This window comes from Flavobacterium sp. UBA6195 (assembly GCF_002422095.1).
Lineage (GTDB): Bacteria > Bacteroidota > Bacteroidia > Flavobacteriales > Flavobacteriaceae > Flavobacterium.
The window spans coordinates 1-24,585 of the sequence record NZ_DITB01000059.1 but is presented as its reverse complement, the minus strand read 5'-3'; the positions used below and the strand labels follow the sequence as shown (position 1 = coordinate 24,585).

The 24,585-nt window shown below is 32.2% G+C and carries 19 protein-coding genes; 6 read left to right on the top strand and 13 right to left on the bottom strand.

What is annotated here, in order from left to right; genetic code table 11:
• Positions 1-112 precede the first annotated feature (112 nt).
• Together B4I81_RS04865 and B4I81_RS04860 are read left to right on the top strand one after the other, a co-directional pair.
• Positions 113-1,522: a T9SS type A sorting domain-containing protein gene (locus B4I81_RS04865; protein WP_291108308.1), complete on the top strand. Its 1,410-nt coding sequence runs from the start codon at positions 113-115 to the stop codon at positions 1,520-1,522.
• 114 nt (positions 1,523-1,636) lie between these two features.
• On the top strand, positions 1,637-3,757 hold the full coding sequence (locus tag B4I81_RS04860; RefSeq protein ID WP_291108306.1) for a M3 family metallopeptidase: 2,121 nt from the start codon (positions 1,637-1,639) through the stop codon (positions 3,755-3,757).
• A 39-nt stretch (positions 3,758-3,796) separates the two neighbouring features.
• Here the strand turns inward: B4I81_RS04860 and B4I81_RS04855 are convergent, their stop codons facing one another.
• The 8 genes from B4I81_RS04855 to B4I81_RS04820 all read right to left on the bottom strand — a co-directional run bounded on the left by B4I81_RS04855 (position 3,797) and on the right by B4I81_RS04820 (position 11,538).
• Complete coding sequence (locus tag B4I81_RS04855; protein ID WP_291108304.1) at positions 3,797-4,411, bottom strand: DEAD/DEAH box helicase; 615 nt, start codon at positions 4,409-4,411, stop codon at positions 3,797-3,799.
• Between the two features lie 78 nt (positions 4,412-4,489).
• Positions 4,490-5,653 (bottom strand): sigma-54-dependent transcriptional regulator, encoded by a 1,164-nt coding sequence (locus tag B4I81_RS04850; RefSeq protein ID WP_291108302.1) that lies wholly within the window; start codon positions 5,651-5,653, stop codon positions 4,490-4,492.
• Positions 5,654-5,743: 90 nt separating this feature from the next.
• A complete protein-coding gene (locus B4I81_RS04845; protein WP_291108300.1) occupies positions 5,744-7,042 on the bottom strand; it encodes an ABC transporter permease in 1,299 nt (432 codons plus the stop codon).
• Positions 7,043-7,044: 2 nt separating this feature from the next.
• The gene (locus B4I81_RS04840) at positions 7,045-7,965 is read right to left on the bottom strand and encodes an ABC transporter ATP-binding protein (protein ID WP_291108298.1); all 921 of its coding nucleotides are present in this window, start codon (positions 7,963-7,965) and stop codon (positions 7,045-7,047) included.
• A gap of 162 nt (positions 7,966-8,127) precedes the next feature.
• A complete protein-coding gene (gene dnaJ / locus B4I81_RS04835; RefSeq protein WP_291108296.1) occupies positions 8,128-9,255 on the bottom strand; it encodes a molecular chaperone DnaJ in 1,128 nt (375 codons plus the stop codon).
• A gap of 60 nt (positions 9,256-9,315) precedes the next feature.
• Positions 9,316-9,855 carry a nucleotide exchange factor GrpE gene (locus tag B4I81_RS04830; RefSeq protein ID WP_414655086.1) on the bottom strand — a complete coding sequence of 180 codons (540 nt, stop codon included), beginning with the start codon at positions 9,853-9,855 and terminating at the stop codon, positions 9,316-9,318.
• 148 nt (positions 9,856-10,003) lie between these two features.
• Positions 10,004-10,909, bottom strand: coding sequence for a TIGR01777 family oxidoreductase (locus tag B4I81_RS04825; RefSeq protein ID WP_291108292.1), 906 nt, complete (start codon positions 10,907-10,909; stop codon positions 10,004-10,006).
• Between the two features lie 173 nt (positions 10,910-11,082).
• On the bottom strand, positions 11,083-11,538 hold the full coding sequence (locus tag B4I81_RS04820; RefSeq protein ID WP_291108290.1) for a DUF4442 domain-containing protein: 456 nt from the start codon (positions 11,536-11,538) through the stop codon (positions 11,083-11,085).
• Between the two features lie 232 nt (positions 11,539-11,770).
• Here B4I81_RS04820 and B4I81_RS04815 point away from each other — a divergent pair, with 232 nt between their 5' ends.
• From B4I81_RS04815 to B4I81_RS04800, 4 genes are all read left to right on the top strand, one after another.
• Positions 11,771-12,100, top strand: coding sequence for a PadR family transcriptional regulator (locus B4I81_RS04815; protein WP_026724567.1), 330 nt, complete (start codon positions 11,771-11,773; stop codon positions 12,098-12,100).
• A gap of 5 nt (positions 12,101-12,105) precedes the next feature.
• Positions 12,106-13,902, top strand: a complete 1,797-nt coding sequence (locus B4I81_RS04810) for a PspC domain-containing protein (protein WP_291108287.1) — start codon at positions 12,106-12,108, stop codon at positions 13,900-13,902.
• A gap of 2 nt (positions 13,903-13,904) precedes the next feature.
• Positions 13,905-14,630, top strand: coding sequence for a head GIN domain-containing protein (locus B4I81_RS04805; RefSeq protein WP_291108285.1), 726 nt, complete (start codon positions 13,905-13,907; stop codon positions 14,628-14,630).
• A gap of 286 nt (positions 14,631-14,916) precedes the next feature.
• Complete coding sequence (locus tag B4I81_RS04800; protein WP_291108283.1) at positions 14,917-15,747, top strand: GIN domain-containing protein; 831 nt, start codon at positions 14,917-14,919, stop codon at positions 15,745-15,747.
• A 66-nt stretch (positions 15,748-15,813) separates the two neighbouring features.
• Here the strand turns inward: B4I81_RS04800 and B4I81_RS04795 are convergent, their stop codons facing one another.
• The 5 genes from B4I81_RS04795 to B4I81_RS04775 all read right to left on the bottom strand — a co-directional run.
• A complete protein-coding gene (locus B4I81_RS04795) occupies positions 15,814-18,078 on the bottom strand; it encodes an aconitate hydratase (protein WP_291108280.1) in 2,265 nt (754 codons plus the stop codon).
• 115 nt (positions 18,079-18,193) lie between these two features.
• Complete coding sequence (locus B4I81_RS04790) at positions 18,194-20,965, bottom strand: bifunctional aconitate hydratase 2/2-methylisocitrate dehydratase (RefSeq protein WP_291108370.1); 2,772 nt, start codon at positions 20,963-20,965, stop codon at positions 18,194-18,196.
• 256 nt (positions 20,966-21,221) lie between these two features.
• Positions 21,222-22,352: an acyltransferase family protein gene (locus B4I81_RS04785; protein ID WP_291108278.1), complete on the bottom strand. Its 1,131-nt coding sequence runs from the start codon at positions 22,350-22,352 to the stop codon at positions 21,222-21,224.
• A gap of 8 nt (positions 22,353-22,360) precedes the next feature.
• Entirely contained in the window at positions 22,361-23,314 is a 954-nt protein-coding gene (locus B4I81_RS04780) for an AAA family ATPase (RefSeq protein ID WP_291108276.1), read from the bottom strand.
• Between the two features lie 95 nt (positions 23,315-23,409).
• The coding region (locus B4I81_RS04775; protein WP_291108274.1) for a peptidylprolyl isomerase at positions 23,410-24,585 on the bottom strand (1,176 nt) is incomplete at its 5' end.

The following is a 24,585-nucleotide window of genomic DNA, read 5'->3' as shown; positions in this document are numbered from 1 at the left end:
TAAATTTTTGAAGGTGCAAAGATAATTTAATTGAATCATTTTAAATTAAAACTTTAGAACTAATTTGTTAATGAAATATTTTATATATTTTTGATAAACAAAAAACAAACAAATGAAAAAAAGCTACATTCTACTTTCTTTAATTTTATTAAGCAATTTTATTTTTTCAAAAAGTAATTCATTAGTTCCACCAACAGTAACAGCAACTTTTACATCATCAATTTGTGATGGGTCAGTAACTGATATAGTTTTAAATAGTGATACCCCTAACACTACTTATACATGGACTGCCACCACCAATAATATAAGTAATTCCTTTTTACCTTTTGGAAATGAAACAAATATCAATCAAACAGTAAATATAGCAAACTCACAATTGAATGGTAATATAATATTATCAATAACACCGAGAGCAAATGGAGAAGATGGAAATCCAATAAATATTATGATTACAGTAAATCCTATACCTGTAGCAATACAATCTCCAAATCTATCTATTTGTAGTAATGAATTCGCAGATCTTTATCTTGCTTCAACACTATCTGGAACTTATTTCACTTGGACTTCAACTTCTACTAATTTAACTGGTGCTTCATCTGGGACAGGATTGTCGATTAATGACTTTTTAGCAGTAATTGACAACACAATGATTGGTACTGCTATATATTATGTAACCCCTGTTAGAGGTGTTTGTCAAGGAAGCCCAATTACTTTAACTGTATATGTAAATCCTTCGCCCAATACAGGACTAGATGGTGATATTTCGACAAGTGAAACTTCAACTACACCCATTGATTTATTTTCAATAATTTCGGGAGAAGAATCAGGTGGAACATGGACAAGAATAGATGGGACCGGAGGAAATTTTGATGCTATGGGAGGAACATTTACTCCAGAAACTGGCGCTACAAATAGTTCATTTAAATATGAATTAATAGATGACAATACAGGCTGCTATAGCTTTTCTACAGCTACAGTAAATATTGACATAGTTCCTATTGGAATTGCAAATACAACTAATCAAACTATTAATAATAATGATTTTTCTAATATTGTATTATCAAGTAGTAATGTATCAAATTCAAATTTTACTTGGACCTTTACAGCAAACAATATTAGCGGAGCTTCAAATGGTTCAGGAACTACTATTGCACAACAACTTTCTTTAATAGATGTTAACGCAAATGGTTATGTAGATTATACAATTACGCCTATAAACAATACTGCTATTGGGAATACTTTTAGTGCTAGGGTAAATATCCAATCTACTCTAAATTCGGAAACTTTTATAATTGATAATTTTAAATTAAGTCCAAATCCTGTTATAGATAATTTAAATATTGAAAGTGATAATCAAATTAGAAATATCAGAATTTACAATCAATTAGGACAAATAATATTTTCAAACGAAATAAATGACAATAAAAGAACTCTAGATTTATCGAATCTAAATTCGGGTATTTACACTATTTTTATTGAAACAAATACGCAAACTTTAAATAAAAAGATTATAAAACAATAAAATATAAAACTCCTGAATCTCCAGGAGTTTTTTTATGTCAAATTCATAAAATATCGTTAAGTTTTAGACTTCCAATTAGAAATCACTTATTTTTACGTTTTAAATTTCACAAAAATGAAAATCAAAACAATACTTTTATTTTCAGCACTCACTACTGCTGTAACGATTAATGCACAAGACAAAAACAAAACCACTATGAATCCGTTTTTTGAAACGTATACTACACCTTACCAAGTTCCACCTTTTCATTTAATAAAAAATGAACACTTTAAACCTGCTATTTTAGAAGGAATAAAAAAACAAGAAGCAGAAATTAATGCGATAGTTTCCAATAAAGAAAAACCAACTTTTGATAATACGGTTTTAGCAATGGAAAACTCAGGAAAGTTACTTTCAAAGGTAAATACGGTTTTCTATAATTTAAATAGCGCAAATACCAATGAAGAAATTCAGGCTATTGCAAAAGAATTGGCCTCAAAATTATCTGCACATAATGATAATATTTTTTTAAATGATGCTTTATTTCAAAAAGTAAAAATGGTATGGGACAACCAAAATGACTTCAAATTAAATGAAGAACAAAGAAAAATCCTTGAGAATCTTTATAAAAGTTTCGTTAGAAGCGGTGCAAACTTATCTGATGAAAACAAAAAACAATTGAGACAAATCAACTCTGAAATCGCAGTTGCTACTTTAAAATATGGTCAAAATATCTTAGCTGAAACCAATTCGTATGAATTAGTAATTTCAAACAAAAACGATTTAGCTGGATTACCAAACGAACTTATCGAAACTGCTGCTTCTGATGCTAAAGCAAAAGGAAAAGCTGGAAAATGGGTTTTTACTTTATCAAATTCAAGTGTAATGCCATTTTTACAATATAGTTCAAACAGAAAATTACGTCAGGAAATTTGGAACGCATACCAAATGCGAGCGAACAACAATAACGATAAAGACAACAAAGAATTAGCGATTAAAATTGCTAATTTAAGAAGTGAAAAAGCAAGACTTCTAGGTTATAAAACGCATGCCGATTATGTATTAGAAAAATCGATGGCTAAAAATCCTGAAACTGCCACTAAACTATTAATAAATTTATGGGCTCCAGCTCTAGACATGGCAAACAAAGAAGCGGCTGACATCAAAGAAATGATGTTAAAAGATGGGATTAAAAACGATGTTCAACCATATGATTGGAGATATTATGCAGAAAAAATCAGAAAAGAACGTTTTGATTTGGATGAACAAGAAATGAAACCATACTTTAGTTTAGAAAAAACAAGAGAAGGTGTTTTTACCGTTTGTAAAAATTTATATGGCTTACAATTTAAACAATTAAATAATGTTCCAAAATACCACGAAGACGTAACGGTTTGGGAAGTTACTGAAGCAAACGGAAATCACGTCGGAATTTTATACATGGATTTTCACCCAAGAACTTCTAAAAGAGGTGGTGCTTGGATGACTTCGTACAGAACTCAAAAAATGGAAGATGGAAAACGAATTGCTCCAATAGTTTCAATTGTTTGTAACTTTACTAAACCAACTGAAAACGCTCCAGCTTTATTAACTTTTGATGAAGTAAGTACCTTTTTCCATGAATTTGGTCACGCTTTACACGGATTATTATCGAATGTAACTTATGAAAGTTTGGCAGGCACAAGTGTTCCAAGAGATTTCGTAGAATTACCATCGCAAATTATGGAAAATTGGGCTGCCGAACCAGAAGTGATGAAAATGTATGCAAAACACTATAAAACTGGAGAAGTAATTCCTGACACTTTAATTGAGAAAATGCAAAAAGCAGGTACTTTTGACCAAGGATTTGCAACTATTGAATATTTAGCAGCTTCACTTTTAGATATGCAATATCACACTCAATCAGAAACTATTAAAATTGATGCAGAAACTTTCGAAAAAGAAGCTATGAGCAGAATTAATTTACCAACTACAATAATTCCAAGATATAGAAGCACTTATTTCAATCATATTTTTTCTGGTGGATATTCAGCTGGATACTACAGCTATATTTGGTCTGGAGTTTTAGATACTGATGCTTTTGAAGTATTCAAAACAAATGGATTGTTTAACCAAGATAGTGCTAACTCTTTCCGAAAAAACATTTTAGAAAAAGGAGGAACTGAAGAACCAATGGAACTTTACAAAAGCTTTAGAGGTGCAGAACCAACCATAGAACCTCTACTAAGAAAAAGAGGTTTAGACCAAGTAAAATAATAACAAAAACGCCTGAAGTAAATCAGGCGTTTTTGTTTATTAGTCTTCCATCTCAAAAAATAAGGGTTCAATCATAATTCTGTCTGCTAACACTTCTACTCTTTCGGTAATTTGTGAACAGAAAAATAATCGTTGGGTTTTCTCAGCACTCATAGAAAGTCTTTGAATAATAGAATCTTCTCTTTTACGTAACATTTCTTCTACATCGTCTACCACAAACATTTTAATGGTCGTCATATTAAATCCGGCAGATGAAAACATGTCGTTAATACGAATAGGTGTTCCAATTAAAACGTCCATACCCAAAGAAATTTGGTTTTTATCATAATCGATATCCCCTTTTTCGTGAGCACCAAAAACTCTTAAGTTGTTATAACGGTTTAATTTCTTAAAAGTTTCAACAGCTTCAAGGACTTTCTCTTTATCTTGAACTAGAATTAAAGCGCGTGTACTCTCTCCAACCGGCTTTTCCATTTTTTGAATTACATTCATCAAAATAGTAGTCGTTTTTCCAGAACCATTAGGCGCTTGAATAACAGCATCTACACCACTTTTAATAGTTGAGAATGTTTCTTGTTGCAACTCATTCGCTTCGATTAAATCGTTTTCAATAAGTGCTTTTTGAAGGTTGGGATTTATTTTTTTTAATTGCATTTTTTATTTAGTAATTAGTGAATAGTGATAAGTAAATAGCAAACTTATCACTAATTACTAATTACTATTCACTTGATATTATTTACTCGCAAACAGTTTTACATCTTGTTCCGAAATTTCGTTTCCACCTAAAATAATTAAGCGTTCTACTACATTTCGTAACTCACGGATATTTCCTGTCCAATCGTATTCTTGTAATAATTTGATGGCTGATTTTGAAAAAGATTTTGGAGAAGTTCCTTGTTCGGAAGCAATTTTTGAAGCAAAATGCTCAATTAATTCTGGAATATCCTCTCTTCTATCATTCAAAGCGGGAACTTTGATTAAAATTACCGCTAATCTGTGATATAAATCTTCTCTAAATCTGCCTTCTTCGATTTCTTTTTTTAAATCTTTATTGGTTGCCGCCACAACACGAACATTTACTTTAATGTCTTTGTCAGCCCCAACACGTTGAATTAAATTCTCTTGCAAAGCACGTAAAACTTTTGCTTGAGCCGATAAACTCATATCACCAATTTCATCTAAGAAAATCGTTCCGCCATCAGCCGCTTCAAACTTACCTGCTCTGTCTTTTACAGCCGAAGTAAAAGCACCTTTAACATGACCAAACAATTCGCTTTCAATTAATTCAGATGGAATAGCTGCACAATTCACTTCAATAATTGGTGCTGATGAACGTTCGCTTTTTTCATGTAATTGATGCGCAACTAATTCTTTTCCAGTTCCGTTTGGACCTGTGATTAGAACTCGTGCATCAGTTGGAGCGACTTTTTCTATCATGGTTTTGATGTGATTGATAGCTTCGCTATTTCCTATCATTTCGTAGTTTTTAGAGACTTTCTTTTTTAAGATTTTGTTCTCTACTACTAATTGTTTTTTGTCTAATGCGTTTCGAACCGTGTTTAATAAACGATTCAAATCGGGTGGTTTTGAAATGTAATCAAAAGCTCCAAGACGCATCGTATTAATAGCAGTTTCCAAATCGCCATGACCAGAAATCATCACCATTGGAATTTCGGGTTTGATTTTTTTAACAGCTTCTAATACTTCAACACCGTCCATTTTTGGCATTTTGATATCGCAAAGAATTAAGTCATAATCTTCATTTTTGACTTTTTCTATTCCTAGCAAACCGTCTTCAGCTTCTTCAACTTTATACGAATCATTTTCTTCGGAAAGTATTTTTGTCAATACTCTTCGAATAGCTGCTTCGTCTTCTATAATAAGGATTTTACTCATTCTTTTTTAGGTTAGAAGTTTATGAGGTTATAAGTTTAAGAGGGTTTTGAAAACTTTTAAACTCCTAAACAATAAACTTTTAAACTTACTTTAATATTTCAACCATTTATATAATTCTTTCCAACTTGGTTTTTTACCGTACATTAAAATACCTACTCGGTAGATTTTTGACGCAAACCAGACTACAAAGATAAACGTTCCGTACAATAAAACTACAGAAAGTGCTAATTGCCATAATGGCACTCCAAAAGGTATACGCATTAACATCACAATTGGAGATGTTAATGGGATTAATGAAAAGACTACAGCAACCGTTCCGTGTGGATCATTCATAACCGTTAAAAAACCAACATAAACGGCTAACATCAAAGGCATGATGATTGGCATTAAAAACTGTTGGGAATCGGTTTCAGAATCTACTGCCGCTCCAATGGCAGCGTAAAACGAACTGTATAAAAAGTAACCTCCAATAAAGAAAATCACAAAACCAATTAATATGGATGTTACTGGAATTTCTGCTATATAAAGTTGTAATTTATCCATAAAACTCATAGCTACTTCAGCTTGTTCTGCCGAAACTTGAGCGGTAGCAACAGCTTCTTGTTGTCCTCCTAAAACAGCAGATAAAGAGAACATTAAAATAACTCCCAAAACAATCCAAATTAAGAATTGTAATATTCCTGCTAACGAAGTTCCGATGATTTTTCCCATCATTAATTGGAATGGTTTTACCGAAGAAATAATGATTTCAATAATTCGATTCGTTTTTTCTTCAATAACGCTTCGCATTACCATATTTCCGTAAATAATGATGAACATCATAATTAAATATCCGAAAGCAAATCCAATTCCGATTTTGATTTCATTTAAATATTTTAAACCATCTTCTCCTGAAAATTTCGCAAATTGAACTTCTGACTTAATTTTTGCTTTTTCAATGGTATCGGCATTAAATCCTAACTTTTCTAAATTCTCTTTATTTAATTTAGTATCAATAACTTTCTGCAAATTCATTAAGAAATCCATTTTCGGACTATCATCTGAAATATACGTTGTTTTAGTGGCCAATTCTTCTACATTTTGAACCTCTGGCACATAAATCAAACCTTCAAAAGCGTTGCTCGAAGAATCTTTTGCCTTATCAAATGACAAATTAGAAAGATTTACATATTTAATATCTTCTGTATTTTTAAAATCTTTTACAAAGACATTAGCTCTATCGTGAACTCCAATAGTCTTAACATCACCTTTATTTACACTTGATAAATAAGCTATTAAAAACGTCATTCCTACAATCAATAACGGACCTAAAAAAGTCATTACGATAAATGATTTATTGCGCACTTTGGCAATAAATTCTCTCTTAATAATTAATGATAATACGCTCATGATTATTGACTTACGGTTTGAATAAATATGTCGTTAACTGTTGGGATTTTTTCTACAAAATGCGTCACTTGTCCGAATTGAGTTAAAATGGAAAGCAAATCGTTTGAATTATATTGACCTAGATGTACTTCTAATTTTAAATCATCGTTTAATGATTTAAAATTGGTTTGATTTAATGTGAATTTATGTGTTAACTGTAACATTAAACCTTCAATATTCTCAGTAACGATTCCTACTTGATAAATATTAGTACGATGTTGACGTTTTACATCATCTAATTTTCCTTCGATAAGCTTATTAGATTTGTGAATTAACGCAATATAATCACACATTTCTTCTACCGATTCCATTCGGTGTGTAGAAAAAATTACGGAAGTTCCTTTTTTATTTAATTCGATGATTTCATCTTTAATTAAATTGGCATTAACGGGGTCAAAACCTGAAAATGGCTCATCTAAAATCAGTAATTTAGGTTGGTGCAAAACTGTTACAATAAACTGAATTTTTTGCGCCATACCTTTAGAAAGTTCCTGAATTTTCTTGTCCCACCAACCTTGAATTTCGAACTTTTCGAACCAATATTTTAATTGTTTTTTAGCTTCTGCTTCGGGCATTCCTTTTAGCTGTGCCAAATACAAACATTGCTCGCCTACTTTCATGGTCTTATACAAACCGCGTTCTTCGGGCATGTATCCAATGTATTTTACATGCTCTGGATTTAACTTTTCACCATCTAAAAACACAATACCACTATCAGGCATTGTAATTTGATTGATAATGCGAATTAAAGAGGTTTTTCCAGCACCATTAGGACCTAAAAGACCATAAATACTACCTTTTGGAACTTGAAGCGAAACATTATTTAAAGCGGTATAGTCGCCATATTGTTTCACTACATTTTGTACTTCGAGAATATTGCTCATATATAAAAAGTATGAATTTGTATTGTTATAAGTAGTAAATATTCGGATTTTGTTACAAAAAAAACCCACCCTTTATTGCTAAAGGATGGGAAAAATTGCTATGAAAAAGAAAAACTCACTTTCCTAAGAAAGTGAGTTTCAAATGTATTAATATTTATTTAATTATGAAAACATATCTTTAACTTTTTCAAAAAAAGATTTGTCTGACTTTTCAGGTTTTGGAATGAAATTTTCATCTGTAAGCATTTTCTCAAAAAACTGTTTTTGTTCTTTATTTAATATCTTAGGTGTCCAAACATTCACATGTACTAATAAATCTCCATTCCCATAAGAGTTCAAACTTGGAATACCTTTTCCTTTTAATCGGAGTATTTTTCCAGACTGAATTCCTTCTTCCAATTTAATTCGAACTTTTCCAGAAACCGTATCAATTTCTTTTGAAACACCTAATGCTGCTTCTGCAAAACTGATATATAAATCATAATGTAGATTTTCACCTTCACGCTTTAAAGATTCGTGTTCGATTTCTTCGATAGCTACAATTAAATCACCTGGGATACTGTTTGTTCCTGGCGCTTCATTACCTTTACCAGCTACTTTTAATTGCATTCCATCTACTACTCCAGCTGGAATTTTGATTGAAACTGTATCATCTTCTAACAACATTCCTTGTGCATCAGCTCCAGCAGGTTTTTGATCTAAAATTTGACCAGAACCGCTACAAACGTGACACGTAGTTGCCGTTTGCATTCTACCCAAAATCGTATTGGCTACTTTCATAATTTGTCCCGAACCATTACAAGTTGGACAAGTTCTGTAAGTAACACCTTTAGCTTGAACTTTACGTTTAACTTTTACTTTCTTTTCAACTCCATTGGCAATCTCTTCTAAAGTCAATTTCACTTTAATACGAAGATTACTTCCTTTTACTCTGCGTTGACCACCGCCACCAAAACCACCTCCAAAGCCAGAGAAACCTCCACCTCCAAAAGCACCTCCAAAAATATCACCAAACTGACTGAAAATATCATCCATATTCATGTGCTGACCACCACCAAAACCTCCATTTTCAAATGCTTGGTGTCCATATTGGTCATAACGAGCCTTTTTGTCAGGGTCGCTTAATACTTCATATGCTTCAGCAGCAACTTTAAAGTTTTCTTCTGCTTCTTTATTTCCTGGATTTTTATCAGGATGGAATTCGATTGCTTTCTTGCGATACGCTTTCTTAATTTCCTCAGGAGTAGCACTTTTAGTGATGCCTAATATTTCGTAAAAATCTTTTTTCATTATATCTTTTATTAAAATATGTAGAAAAAGACAAGTCGTAACTTGTCTCTACAGTAAAAATTATTGTCCGATGACTACTTTTGGGTAGCGGATGATTTTATCACCTAATTTGTAACCTTTTTCAATTACATCTACAATTTTACCTTTCAAATCATCAGATGGTGCTGGAATTTGGGTAATTGCTTCTGCAAAATCAGCATTAAAAGCATCTCCTGCTTTTATTTCCACTTCCTCTAAGCCTTTAGAAACAAGTGTTGATTTTAATTTATCATGAATCAATTGAACTCCAGTAACTAAAGCTTCCTCTTCTGATTTAGAAATTTGAGCCCAAGCTCTATCAAAATCATCTAAAACAGGCAACATTGCTTGTAATACCTCTTGATTAGCAGTTTTGAATAAATCGATACGCTCTTTTGCAGTACGCTTTTTATAGTTTTCGAATTCGGCAAACAAACGCAAAAATCTGTCTTTTTCATCGGATAATTGTTCTTGTAATTGCTCTTCTAAAGTTTGTTCTGGTGGTGTTATCCCTTGATTTTCTGAAACATGTTCTCCCTGAACGTTTTCCTTCTCGATGTTTTCAGTAGTATCTTGACTCATATTTTTAAATATTTTTTTAAACATTTTTACTTTAGTAAGTGTGATTGCAAATGTATTGCCAAAAGTTGAAAAATGTCAAATTGTCAGCAAATTTATTGAAATAAAAAAAAGTAGCTAATGCTACTTTTATAAGATGTTTGGTTTATTTTTATTTAAATAAATCATTAAGTGCTTTATCAAGTGACGCAAATTTGAACTGATATTTCAAATCGAGTAATTTTCTACAACTTACATGTTGACTTGAAAACAGAATTTGATGCATTTCGCCTAACATTATTTTCATTACAAATTGGGGAATATTAGGTAGAAACAATGGTTTACTTAGAGTTTTAGCAATAGCTTTGGTTAATTCTGAATTTGTAACAGGATAAGGCGCAACACCATTAAAAATTCCTGAAAGCTGATTTTGAATTACAAAATGAAATATCCCTGCTAAATCTTGAATATGAATCCATGATTGATATTGCAATCCTGAACCAAAAGCAGCTCCAACTCCCATTTTGATTGGCTTCACCATTTCTTGAAGCGCACCTCCGTTTTTTGCTAAAACAATACCTATTCTAATTTTAGTGACTTTGATATTCAACTTTTCAAATTGATTTACTTCCTCTTCCCATTGTTGCACTACATTCCCTAAAAAAGAATCATCAACTTTAGTATCGGTTTCATGATAAATATAAGTTAAATCATTTGAATAAATTCCAATAGCGGAAGCAGAAACAATCTGTTTTACCTGGTTCGGATTTTTTTGAAGTGCATTATAAAGTAATCGTGTAGAAAGCACTCTACTTTCAATAATTTCCTGTTTGTAAGATGGAGTCCATTTTTTTGCAATACTTGCTCCAGCCAAATGAACTATAACTTCAACATCTGTTAAAGCGTTTATATTGAACTCTGAGTTTTTAGGATTCCAATAAAACCCCTTGTAATTATTTTGAGAAACTAACTTTGTTTTCGAAGTCGACAAATAATGAACTGTAAATCCATTTTGAAGTAATAAATTTACCAATTCTTGCCCAACTAACCCCGTAGCTCCTGTAATCAAAACCGTCATTTTCTATTCCTTTTTACCAAATTTACTTTAAAAAAATGAATACTGTCAGTTAATTAACTTATGTTTAGGAATAGTTTTATGTTGGAAGTTCGGAGAAGTAAAGTTAAAACTTATAATCTAAACACTAGACTTAAAACTATTTACTCCAAACTCAAAATTCAAAACTCAAAATTCTAGCCTCTAACTTTAATAGTCCATTCGAATTGCATTTCGGAAACTTGTTCGCCCTTTTCATTTTTACCTGTAGAAGTCAACCAAATGGTTTGTCCTTCGTTAGTATCAATTGCCTTTTGAATCGTTTCTTTTATTAAATTACCTTGATTACATGTAAATTTAATTCTCCCTGTTGCTTTTTTTGTAAAGACGCTTTTATTTTGAGCTACTAACATTGATATACTTTTTCCACTTTGCTTGATTTGTAACATAACCAAAGCTCCTGTAGTAAACTCGGCAGCCATAGCTTGTACAGCAAAATACATGGAGTTAAACGGATTTTGATTGAACCAGCGATGCTTTACAGTAACCGCACAAACTTCTGGCGAAATTGATTTTACTCTTACCCCACTCCAAAAAGCAGAAGGTAACTTAAAGAACATAAAAGTATTTAACTTTGAAGGTGTAAACTGCATATTCTATTGATTTTGTTGTAAAAATACAAAAAATACTATGCATTCCTAGTATTTTTTTATTTGTTAAATATTTGTTAAATATTAGTACTATGCGTAACATAATACCTGTCTTTAGACTTATCTTTGTATAAGAAAATAATAGGTAATCTAATTTTCAATCATCAAATCAATCACTGCGCAAGCAAAAAGAATCAAAAAATGAACAGTCTAATTAAAAAAAACAAGAGGAATTATGAACATTGAAAACACTAAAGCACAAATGCGAAAAGGTGTTTTGGAATTCTGTATCTTATCTGTCTTAAAAGAAAAAGATGCCTACACTTCCGAAATACTAGATACGCTAAAAAATGCTAAATTACTAGTGGTGGAAGGCACGGTCTACCCACTACTAACAAGGCTAAAAAACGATGGATTGTTAAATTATCGTTGGGAAGAATCAACATCGGGACCACCAAGAAAATATTACGGATTAACCGATGAAGGAAAAGAATTTTTACAAGAATTAAATGGCACCTGGAAAGAATTATCAGATGCAGTAAACATAATAACAAGTCAAAACTAAAGGTCATGAACAAAACAATAAGTATAAATTTAGGAGGTTTTTTCTTTCACATAGACGAAGATGCCTATCAAAAATTATCGCGTTATTTTGATGCGGTGAAACGTTCACTTTCGCCTGATGGAAGAGACGAAATCATGAAAGATATAGAAAGTCGTATAGCCGAACTTTTTCAAGAGCGATTAAAAAACGACAAACAAGTTGTAGGATTATCTGAAATTGAAGAAGTAATCTCTATCATGGGACAACCAGAAGATTACAAAATTGATGACGAGAAATCAACTTATCAATCTAGCTCTTCTTCAACTAATTTCTATTATCCTTCAAAGAGATTGTATCGTGATAAAGAAAATGGAATGCTTGGTGGTATTGCATCAGGAATTGGACATTACTTAAATATTGATGCACTTTGGATAAGAATTCTATTTATTATTTCACCATGGATTACATTTGGAACTTCACTGGTTATTTATATAATACTTTGGATTTTAATTCCAGAGGCTAAGACAACTACACAAAAATTAGAAATGAAGGGGGAACCCATCAATATTTCTAATATTGAAAAAAAAGTAAAAGAAGGTATTGATGAAATTTCAGAAAAAATAGGGAGCATAGATCATCAAAAAATTGCAAATAATGCCAAAAATGGAGCTGAGCAAATTGGTTCTATACTGCGTGAAATATTATCTAGTTTTTTTAATATATTTGGTAAAATTATTGGTGCATTTTTAGTCTTAATTTCATCATTTTCTCTTTTAGGAATTTGTATCATTGGCATCGTAATGATTTTCTCATCAAGTATGCCAGAAAACTATATATTAAATCATATTCAACAAACGCCTTTTGGATTAGAAACTCCGCTTTGGTCTCAAGGAATATTGTTTATCTTAGTAGTTGGAATCCCAATCTTTTTCATTCTAATTTTAGGATTAAAATTATTAATAAACAACTTAAAATCAATTGGAAACATAGCAAAATACACCTTACTTGCTACTTGGGTGATTGCTTTAGGTATTACAATTTCTTTAGGAATCAACGAAGCAACACAATTAGCATTTGAAGGAAAATCGGTTCAAAAAGAAGTGATTGCAATTGCTCCTACCGATACTTTAAAAATAAAATTTAAGAATAATGATTTTTATTCGAAAAGTATATACAGAGATCATGATTTTAAAATAACTCAAGATGAAGGAGATAATGAAATCATTTATTCAAATAATGTTTCTATCGAAATTAAGTATACAGATGAAGCTAATCCATATATATTAATTGAAAAATTAGCTAATGGTAAATCAACTTCTCAAGCTAAAAAAAGAGCAGAAAAAATCAAATACAATTACAAAATTGAAGGAAACACCATCATTTTAGATAATTATTTGTTAACTGCGGTTGAGAATAAATTCAGAGGTCAAGAAGTAGAAATTTACTTGTATTTACCAAAAGGAACTATCTTCCAAACCGATGAAAGTTATAGCAACTACGATAGAAGCGATTACGACTTTTTTGATGAAAAAGAATACGATACTAAAAATCCAGTTTACCAAGTAGATTCTGATAAAATTAGATGTTTGAATTGTTTAGAATCTGAAAGTAACAATGATTTGAGTATCGAAATTGAAACAGATGACACTTCTGCTTCTATTTACTATGACGAAAATGGAGTTTTAGTAAAGAAAGTAGTTAACAAAGAGGAAAATGGTGTAGTAAAAAGTACCGAAGAAAGAATAACTGCCACAAAAAAAGTGAAATTAGATAGTATTAAAAAAGAGGTTATAAACGAAATGAATAACTCTAAAAAGAAATAAATATGAAGACAACATTCAAATTAATTATTCTCTTACTCACATTATCATTAACCTCATGTAATGGCAATTTGAATTTAATTGACGGGATTGAAGGAAGCGGAAATGTAATCACTGAAAAAAGAAACATAGAATCTCCTTTTACAAAAATTCATGCAAGTACAGGCGTTGAAGTAGTTCTAGAACAAGGGGCTCCATCTGAAATAGAAGTAGAAGTAGATGATAATTTAATAAAATACATCGTTACTAAAGTTGAAAACGGAACTTTAATTGTAAAAATTGACGGAAACATTAATACTATGGAAAATGCAATTATCCGTGTAAAAACCAAAACAATTGAAGGCTTAGAATCTTCGAGTGGTGCAAGCATAAAAACAATAAATAAATTAAGTGGGACAAGCCTAACACTAAAAACTAGTAGTGGAAGTACCATTCAAGCCGATTTAGAATACGAAAAAGTAAGTTGCGAATCTACAAGTGGAAGTGAAATTAAAGTAAGTGGAAAAACATTAACTTTAGAAACCAAATCGTCAAGCGGAAGTGAAATTAATGCCAAAGAACTTGCTTCAAACGAGATTACAGCACAGTCAACAAGCGGAAGTAGTACAACTGTAAATCCAATTGTATTATTAATCGCTAAAGCTTCAAGCGGAAGTTCTATTGATTATGTTAAGGAGCCAAAAAAAGTGGTGAAAGAAGAAACTTCTGGAGGAAGTGTGAGCTTTAACTAATTAACAAACAATTAGTAAATAATTAACAGCTTTGTTATAAGCGTTTTATAATTTTACAAATACAAACTTAAAATTCATCTCTCATGATTAAGCTAATAATTCAAGTCGTAGAATTTGTATTTACTTTGATAGTAAGTCTTATCGAATCCATTATATAATACTAAAGCATCAGTTAAAACTGGTGCTTTTTTATTAACTAAATTTCATAAAGATTGAACTTCTAATATTTAAAAAATGAAATTTGGAACAAATTTTGTGTATGTTTGTGATATCAAATCATCATAAAATGACAAAAAAAATATCATTACTATTTGCGTTTATTTTTTTTACAACGATTTGCGTTGCTCAAAAAAAAGAAAAAATAAAAGGATCAAAAATTGTAACGGTTTCTGTAAAAGAAATTCCCGCTTTTGAAAATATTGAAATTAACGACAATTTTGAGGTTTTCTTAGTAAAATCTGACAAACCTTCTGTAGAAATTGAGGCTGATGATAACCTTCATGAAATCATCAACTATGAAGTGGTTGGTGGAACATTAAGAGTTTCTTCTTTAAGAGAAGCAATTGGTGCCAAGAAATTTGCCATCCGAATCAATTATACTTCCGAATTAAAATTAATCACTGCTAAAAACGAAAGTTCAATTAAAGCTTTAGCTGATTTAGAATTGGAAAATATTACAATTAAAAACTACGATTATTCCAAATCTTTCCTTAACGTGAAAGCAAATTATTTTGCTTTAGTTTTAAACGATAAGTCAGAAGCTGAAATTAATATTAAAGCTGAAAACACTTCCTTGGAGTTAAGTAAAAATGCAGAATTGAAAGCCTTACTCACTTCTCCAGAACTTAAATTGGATATGTATCAAAAAAGTAAAGCTATAATTGAAGGAAATACCAAAAGCGCAAAGATTAGGCTTGACAATAGTGCAGAATTAAAATCTAAAAAATTCACAATTGCAAACTTAATTTTAACCGCTGAAAATAATGCGAAATGCGAAATTAATGTTTCTAATAATTTTGAATTAGAAGCCTCAGGAAAATCTGAAATCGAATTATTTGGTGAACCTAAAATTGAAATCAAGAAATTCACTAATAACACTACTTTGTTTAAAAAATAATTGTAAAAAGCACAAGGGATAGAAAAATTCTATCCCTTGTGCTTTTTTATAAAGTTAACTACGCTTTTACGCTTTTCCAGCCGCAATTAAATTTAAAGCAGAACCTGCTACAAACCATCCGATTTGACCTTCATTGTAGGTATGATTTGCCATTACAATATCTTTAGTTCCATCTGTATGAACAAATTCTAATGATAATGGTTTTCCTGGTGCAAACTCTGTTAAATCTAGGAAATTAATTGTATCGTCTTCTTGAATTTTATCATAATCGGATTCGTTCGCGAAGGTTAAAGCTAACATTCCTTGTTTTTTCAAATTGGTTTCGTGAATACGAGCGAATGATTTCACCAAAACTGCTTTTACACCTAAGAAACGTGGTTCCATAGCCGCGTGCTCACGTGAAGAACCTTCTCCATAATTATGATCACCTACAACAATAGATGGAATTCCAGCTGCTTTGTATGCTCTTTGTACTTTTGGCACTTCGTCATAAGCTCCAGTTAATTGATTTTTAACTGAATTTGCTTTACCATTGAATGCATTTTCTGCACCAATTAACATGTTATTCGAAATATTATCTAAATGGCCACGGAAACGCAACCAAGGTCCAGCCATAGAAATATGATCAGTAGTACATTTTCCGAACGCCTTGATTAACAATTTTGCGCCTGTAATATTTTTCCCGTCCCAAGCATCAAAAGGCGCTAATAGCTGTAATCGGTCTGAAGTCGGAGAAACTACAACTTCTACGCTAGAACCAACAGCTGCTGGCGCTTGAAAACCTGGATCTCTTACATCAAAACCTTTGGTTGGCAATTCATCTCCAAAAGGCGGATTCAATTTTACAGCTTCTCCTTTATCATTTATCAAAGTATCTGTAATGGGATTAAAATCCAAACGACCTGAAATCGCTAAAGCGGCTACCATTTCTGGCGAAGTTACAAAAGCATGCGTATTTGGATTTCCATCGGCTCTTTTTGAAAAGTTACGGTTGAACGAATGTACGATGGTATTTTTTTCTTGTTTGTCCGCTCCTTCTCTATCCCATTGTCCAATACAAGGCCCGCAAGCATTCGTAAACACTTTGGTTCCCATTTTCTCGAAATCGGCAATAATTCCATCTCGTTCAATCGTGTAACGAATTTGTTCCGAACCTGGGTTAATCCCAAATTCTGCTTTAGGCTTAATGCCATGAGCCACCGCTTGTCTTACAATGGAAGCAGCACGCGACATATCTTCGTAAGAAGAATTGGTACACGAACCGATTAATCCCCATTCGACTTTAATTGGCCATCCGTTAGCTTCGGCTTCCGCTTTCATTTTGGAAACTGGTGTCCCTCTATCTGGAGTGAAAGGCCCGTTAATGTGTGGTTCTAATTCTGATAAATTGATTTCGATTAATTGGTCAAAATATTTTTCTGGATTCGCATAAACTTCGGCATCAGCTGTCAAATATGAAGCAACTTTATCCGCTGCATTTACCACGTCTTGACGACCAGTTGCTGCTAAATATCTTCTCATAGAATCATCATAACCGAAGGTTGAAGTGGTAGCTCCGATTTCAGCTCCCATGTTACAAATGGTTCCTTTTCCAGTACACGACATCGATTCGGCACCTTCTCCGAAATATTCTACAATTGCACCAGTTCCTCCTTTTACAGTTAAGATATCAGCTACTTTTAGAATTACGTCTTTAGGTGAAGTCCAACCGTTTAATTTACCCGTTAGTTTTACTCCGATTAATTTTGGAAATTTTAATTCCCAAGACATACCTGACATCACATCAACCGCATCAGCACCACCAACACCAATGGCTAACATTCCTAAACCACCTGCATTTACGGTATGAGAATCAGTTCCAATCATTAATCCTCCGGGAAAAGCATAGTTTTCTAAAACGATTTGGTGAATAATTCCTGAACCGGGTTTCCAAAAACCAATTCCATACTTGTTTGACACTGATGATAAGAAATCGAAAACTTCTTTTGATTGTTTATTTGCCAACTCTAAGTCTTGTTTGGCACCATTTTTTGCTAAAATTAAGTGGTCACAGTGAACCGTTGTTGGAACCGCTACTTTACTCTTTCCTGCATGCATGAATTGCAATAATGCCATTTGTGCTGTTGCATCTTGACAAGCTACTCTATCGGGAGCAAAATCAACATAATCTTTACCTCTTGCGAAAGCTTGCGTTGGCATTCCTTCCCAAAGATGCGAATACAAAATTTTCTCAGACAAAGTCAATGGACGCCCAACTATATCACGAGCTTTATCTACTCGTTCTGCCATGGTGGCGTATACTTTTTCAATCATTTCAATATCAAATGCCATAGTAATTTATTTTGTTTGTTATTTAATCCCACTAATTTACAAAAAATTGAACAGATAAAAACAAAAAAGCCCAAGTAAAAAAACTTGAGCTTTTCATTTTGATATTTAGATTTAATTATCCTACTAACAATTTGTGAGATGGAGCAAACTTAGTTAAGTTGATTCCTTCCACCGCTTTTTTGTATTCTTCAATTGAAGGGGTTCTTCCTAAAATAGTTGACAATACTACAACAGGAGTAGATGATAATAATGATTCTCCTTTTTTCTCTGCAGAGTCTTCTACAACACGACCTTGGAACAAACGAGTTGATGTTGCCATAACCGTATCTCCTTTAGACGCTTTTTCTTGGTTCCCCATACAAAGGTTACAACCTGGACGCTCTAAGTACAACATGTTTTCATATTCGGTACGAGCAACAGCTTTTGGCGCATTATCATCAAATTCAAATCCTGAATATTTTTGTAATACTTCCCAATCACCTTCAGCTTTTAATTCGTCAACAATATTGTATGTTGGAGGAGCAACTACTAGAGGTGCCTTGAATTCCACTTTACCTTGTTGTTTTTCGATATTTTTCAACATCTGAGCTAAGATTTTCATATCTCCTTTGTGAACCATACAAGAACCGATGAATCCTAAATCTACTTTTTTATCTCCTCCGTAGAAAGAAAGCGGACGAATTGTATCGTGCGTATAACGTTTTGAAACATCTTTATTGTTAACATCTGGGTCAGCAATCATTGGCTCAGCAATTTGATCTAAATCTACGACCACTTCAGCATAATATTTTGCATTTGCATCTGGACGTAACGCTGGTTTTTCACCTGAACGAATTTCTGCAATACGTTGGTTTGCTTTATCGATTAATCCTTGAAGTACATGGTTTTTGTTGTCCATGCCTTTATCAATCATGATTTGGATTCTTCCTTTTGCGATTTCTAATGACTCGATTAACGTTTCATCTTCTGAAATACAAATTGAAGCTTTAGCTTTCATTTCAGCAGTCCAATCGGTGAATGTAAACGCTTGGTCAGCAGTTAAAGTTCCAATATGAACTTCAATAATTCTTCCTTGGAAAACGTTTTCACCACCAAATTGGTGTAACATTTGTGCTTGAGTAGCATGAACTACATCTCGGAAATCCATATAATCTGGCATACTTCCTTTGAAAGTCACTTTTACCGATTGTGGAATTGGCATTGAAGCTTCTCCAGTTGCTAAGGCTAGAGCCACAGTTCCTGAATCTGCACCGAAAGCAACCCCTTTTGACATTCTAGTGTGTGAGTCACCACCAATAATAATAGCCCATTCATCAACTGTAATATCATTTAATACTTTATGAATTACGTCAGTCATTGGATGATAAACACCTTTTGGATCACGTGCTGTAATCAATCCGAAATCATTCATGAACTGCATTAATTTCGGGATGTTTGCTTGTGCTTTTTTGTCCCAAACCGAAGCTGTGTGACAACCTGATTGGTAAGCTGCATCAACAATTGGAGAAATTACAGTAGCTGCCATTGATTCTAATTCTTGAGCGGTCATTAAACCTGTAGTATCTTGCGAACCTACAATGTTTACAGTAACACGAACATCAGAACCCGCGTGTAATACTTGTTTAGAAATAGTTCCAACAGCATTTTTGTTGAAGATTTTCTCCACTGCTGTTAATCCTTGACCTTCAATGTGAATCTCTTTTGAAGGAGCGTATACAAGAGGCGCTTCAATTCCTAAAGTTTTAGCAGCAAAAGTTTGTAGTTTTTTACCAAAAACGATAGCATACGAACCACCCGCTTTGATAAATTCCATTTTTTGTGGCGTGAATGATCTTGAAATATCAATCAATTCTTGATCACCATTGTATAATTTTTTAGTTTTTGTATTGATCGTTAAAACCGTTCCAGTTGCAACTGAGTATACTTGCTCTAAAATTGGTTCCCCGTTTTCATCGCGAACTACTTCTCCGTTGGCATCCGTTTTTTTAACCCAGTTTTTTAAGTCGATTCCGATACCACCCGTTACATCAACTGTAGTTAAGAAAATTGGAGAAATTCCATTGGTTCCTCCTACGATTGGAGCGAAATTCACGAATGGTACATAAGGACTTGCTTGTTTTCCTGTCCAAAGCGCCACGTTATTTACACCTGACATACGAGAAGAACCTACTCCCATTGTTCCTTTTTCAGCAATTAACATTACCGATTTATCTGGATGTTGTGCTTGTAACGCTTTAATTTCTTCTTGCGCTTGAGGCGTAATCATACATTTTCCGTGTAATTCACGGTCAGAGCGCGAGTGCGCTTGATTCCCTGGAGATAATAAGTCGGTTGAAATATCACCTTCTCCAGCGATGAAAGTTACTACTTTAATTTCTTCAGCAACTTCTGGAAGTTTTGTAAAGAATTCCGCTTTTGCATAGCTTTCTAAAATGTCTTTTGCTACTGCATTTCCATTTTCATATGCTACTTTTAAACGATCCATATCGGCATCGTATAAGTAAACCTGTGTTTTTAAAACTTCAGCCGCTTGTTTCGCAATTGCCTCATCGTTTCCTAAAGCTAAATCTAACAAAACCTCAATTGAAGGTCCACCTTTCATGTGTGATAACAATTCAAAAGCGAAAGTTGGTGTGATTTCAGCTACTGTTTCTTGACCTAAAATAATTTCTTTTAAAAATTTTGCTTTTGCACCAGCAGCAGGAGTGGTTCCCGGCAAAGTGTTATAGATGAAAAATTGCAAGCAATCTTCTCTATTTGCATTGTTTGTATCTTTGATTTGAGCAATGATTTCGTTCAATAAATCAGCACTATCAATTGGTTTTGGATGTAATCCTTGACCTTTTCTTTCTTCGATTTCTTTAATGTATTCGTTATAAAGATTCATTTCAGCAGCTAATGCCATACTATAAATAAGTTAATTAGTGTTTGTTGTTAAAGTGGCACAAATTTAATAAATCTTAATCAAATTTAAAAATTTTTAATAAAAAGCCTAAATAGAAGAATTATTATTTGCAAAGATTTTATTTTAGTATTTATTTTTCAATAAAATTCGATAAAACGAAAATATTTTGAATAATTCGTAATTTAAAATCAAAGTTTTATTAATTTGACAAAACCTTTAAAAAAAAGCTAGTATTCTATCAATTTATCATTTTCTTTTCTCTGAGATTGGTCATTGGTTTTTCAAAAAATCGATAAAGCATATAAGACAAAATAAGAACCAGAAACCAATAACTAAAAGTGTATACAAAAAGATAAAATCCACGAAGATTTTCAGATGGAAACAATACCTTCATTGCATGAAGAATAACGGTATAATGCAATAAATAGACACTATATAAGATAACACTCAACAAGGCTACGCACTTTAAAAAAAAGACATTCTTTAATTTAATTGTAACTAAAAAGGGAATCGTCAAGCAAATTGAAATAGAATTCAGCGGCAAATAAAAAACATTAAAAAAAAATTGATGCCTTTCATATTGAATTCCGAAGACAAAAATTAATATGTGAAGCGTAAAAATTCCTAAAATCCCAACTAAAAAAAGATATAAATTCCATTTTGAGGCAATAAAATTATTGGAATACAAATAGAAAAGCACAAATCCAAAATAAATAGCATCTAATCTGTAAATAGTTACTTTTCGTAATGATTCATTCCATTGATTTAATGAAGTTAATTCATGTGTAAAATTGAAATATAGTCTTACACCAAAAAACAACACAATCATAAATAAACTCATTCCTAAAAATAGCTGTTTTCGATTTGCATTTGGAAATATTTTTACTAGAAGCAACAATGTACAAGGCCCGATGATATAACAAAACTGTTCAACTGCTAAACTCCATGAAATTCTATAAAAATCGGGAGCATTATGGGATAAGTTTTGTAAATAGACAAAATAAAGGTATAGTTTCTCAGGTATTTCATTATAAAACAAATACCATAGCAAAACATTAACAAAAAGAATTAAATAATAATTAGGCAATGTCCTAAACCATCTTCTCTTTAAAAAAACTATAACACTTGAAAAAGAAAAATCCTCATTCTCAAGCATTCGAAGGACGATTTTACCAATTAAAAATCCGCTAATTATGAAAAAAAATTCTACACCAATTGTTCCGCTCAATTGCATTAACCAACTAATTAAAGGAGGAAAAAAATCACTAATCCAAAGACTATGTGAAAACACAACCAATGAAATTGCAATTGATCTAGCAATATCTAAACCATGCATACGTTTATTTAAATCAATTGCTAAACCGAACATAAACTTCTTTACAAAAGTTTTTTAATAATATCTTCTTCCGAAATTCCTTCGGCGTCGGCTTTGTAATTTTTTACGATTCTGTGACGAAGAATTCCAATGGCTACTGCTTTTACATCTTCGATATCTGGAGAAAATTTACCATTAAAAGCGGCGTTGGTTTTTGCTGCCAAAATTAAATTTTGCGAAGCCCTTGGACCAGCACCCCAATCGATATATGTTTTCACAAATTCGTTTGAAAGTGGATTATCGGGACGCGTTTTGCTTACTAACGAAACTGCATATTCAATTACATTATCAGCAACGGGTAACTTACGAATTACATTTTGAAAATCAATAATTTCTTGAGCAGTAAATAAAGAATTTACCACAGGTTTAAAATCAGAAGTGGTTGCTTTTACTACATTTACTTCTTCCTCAAAACTTGGATAATCCAATTTTACAGCAAACATAAAACGATCTAATTGCGCTTCTGGTAACGGATAAGTTCCTTCTTGCTCAATTGGATTTTGAGTTGCTAATACGAAATAAGGCAAATCTAATTTATAATGATGTCCGGCTACAGTCACCGCACGTTCTTGCATAGCTTCTAAAAGAGCAGCTTGCGTTTTTGGCGGCGTTCTGTTAATTTCATCTGCCAAAATAATATTGGAAAATATTGGTCCTTTGATGAATTTAAAATGACGATTTTCATCTAAAATTTCACTTCCTAATATATCCGACGGCATCAAATCAGGTGTAAACTGAATTCTTTTGAAATTCAATCCTAAAGCTTGCGAAATAGTATTAACCATTAAAGTTTTTGCTAATCCGGGAACACCAATTAATAAAGCATGTCCACCAGAAAAAATACTCATCACAATTTGATGTACGACTTCATCCTGACCTACAATTATTTTTGCAATTTCCTGCTTTAATGCTTTTTGTCTTTCAACTAATTCCTGAATGGCTGCTACATCTGACATAATAAATTTAGGATTTAAAAATTTGAACTTAATTATTATTACACTAAAATATAAAATAAATCATAAACCCTTTGAATGTTCAAAGGGTTTATGATTTATTTTTTTAACCAATTATTAGTAAAATCACAATCTTTGTATTCGTCCGATATTTTAATATAGGTTTCTTTTATTTTTTCTTCACTCCATTTAGCAATTTCTTTAATTTGCTTATCTTTCAAGGCTAGCTCTTTTATTTTTAAATAATCTTTCGCGAAATCAGCTAAATGTTCTTCGGTTCTATTATTAACTGTTATAATTTTATAAAATTTTAAACCACCACCAGATCTGTCTTCATCTAAAATTGGTAATGAAATTTCACCATCTTTTAATGATGAAACTTGACCATATAAGGCTGGATCCATTTTTGTTAATTCAAATCTAGGCTCCATAGTTCTAGGATTTAATAAAACTCCACCATTATTTTTGGTTTCTTTTTCATCAGATGAAGACTTAGCAGCATCAGCAAATGTTATTTCTTTGTTTAAAATTTTCGCTCGAATATCTTCGATTTTAGCCTTAGCGTCTTTCATTGCTTGATTTGAAACTTTTGGCGAAATTAAAATATGACGCAATTCAACCTCTTGACCTTTAATTTTATCAACCATAATGATATGATATCCATAGTCTGTTTCAAAAGGTTCCGAAATTTCTCCTTCAGCTAAACTAAAGGCTACTTCTTTGAATTCCTTTACAAATCCAGTTTTACGATTAATTTTATAATACCCTCCGTTAGAACTTGAACCTGGATCTTCAGAAAACAGAACCGCTTTACTGAAAAAACTAGCACCATTTAATACATCTTGTCTTATTTCTTTTAATTTTTCTACTACTCTTTTCTTTTCTTCATCTGTTATTACAGGCTTTACGACAATCTGAGCAACCTCCATTTCAGCACCAAATGTTGGAATTTCATCTGCTGGAATTTCTTTGAAAAAGTTACGAACCTCCTCAGGAGTTATGGTAATTTCATCAACAATCTTCTTTTGCATTTGAGATGTTAACTTATTCATCTTTATAATTTCAAAAAAATAAGACTTAAATTCTTCTATATTTTTTTTCTTATAAAACTTAACTACTTTTTCAATCGAACCAATTTGCTGCACCATCGCATCTAATTGTTCATTCATAAAACTATTTACTTCAGCGTCAGTAACAACAATACTATCTTGAATAGCATGGTGAGCATACAATTTATCTTCTAACTGTTTACCAAACAATTGACATCGTGTAAT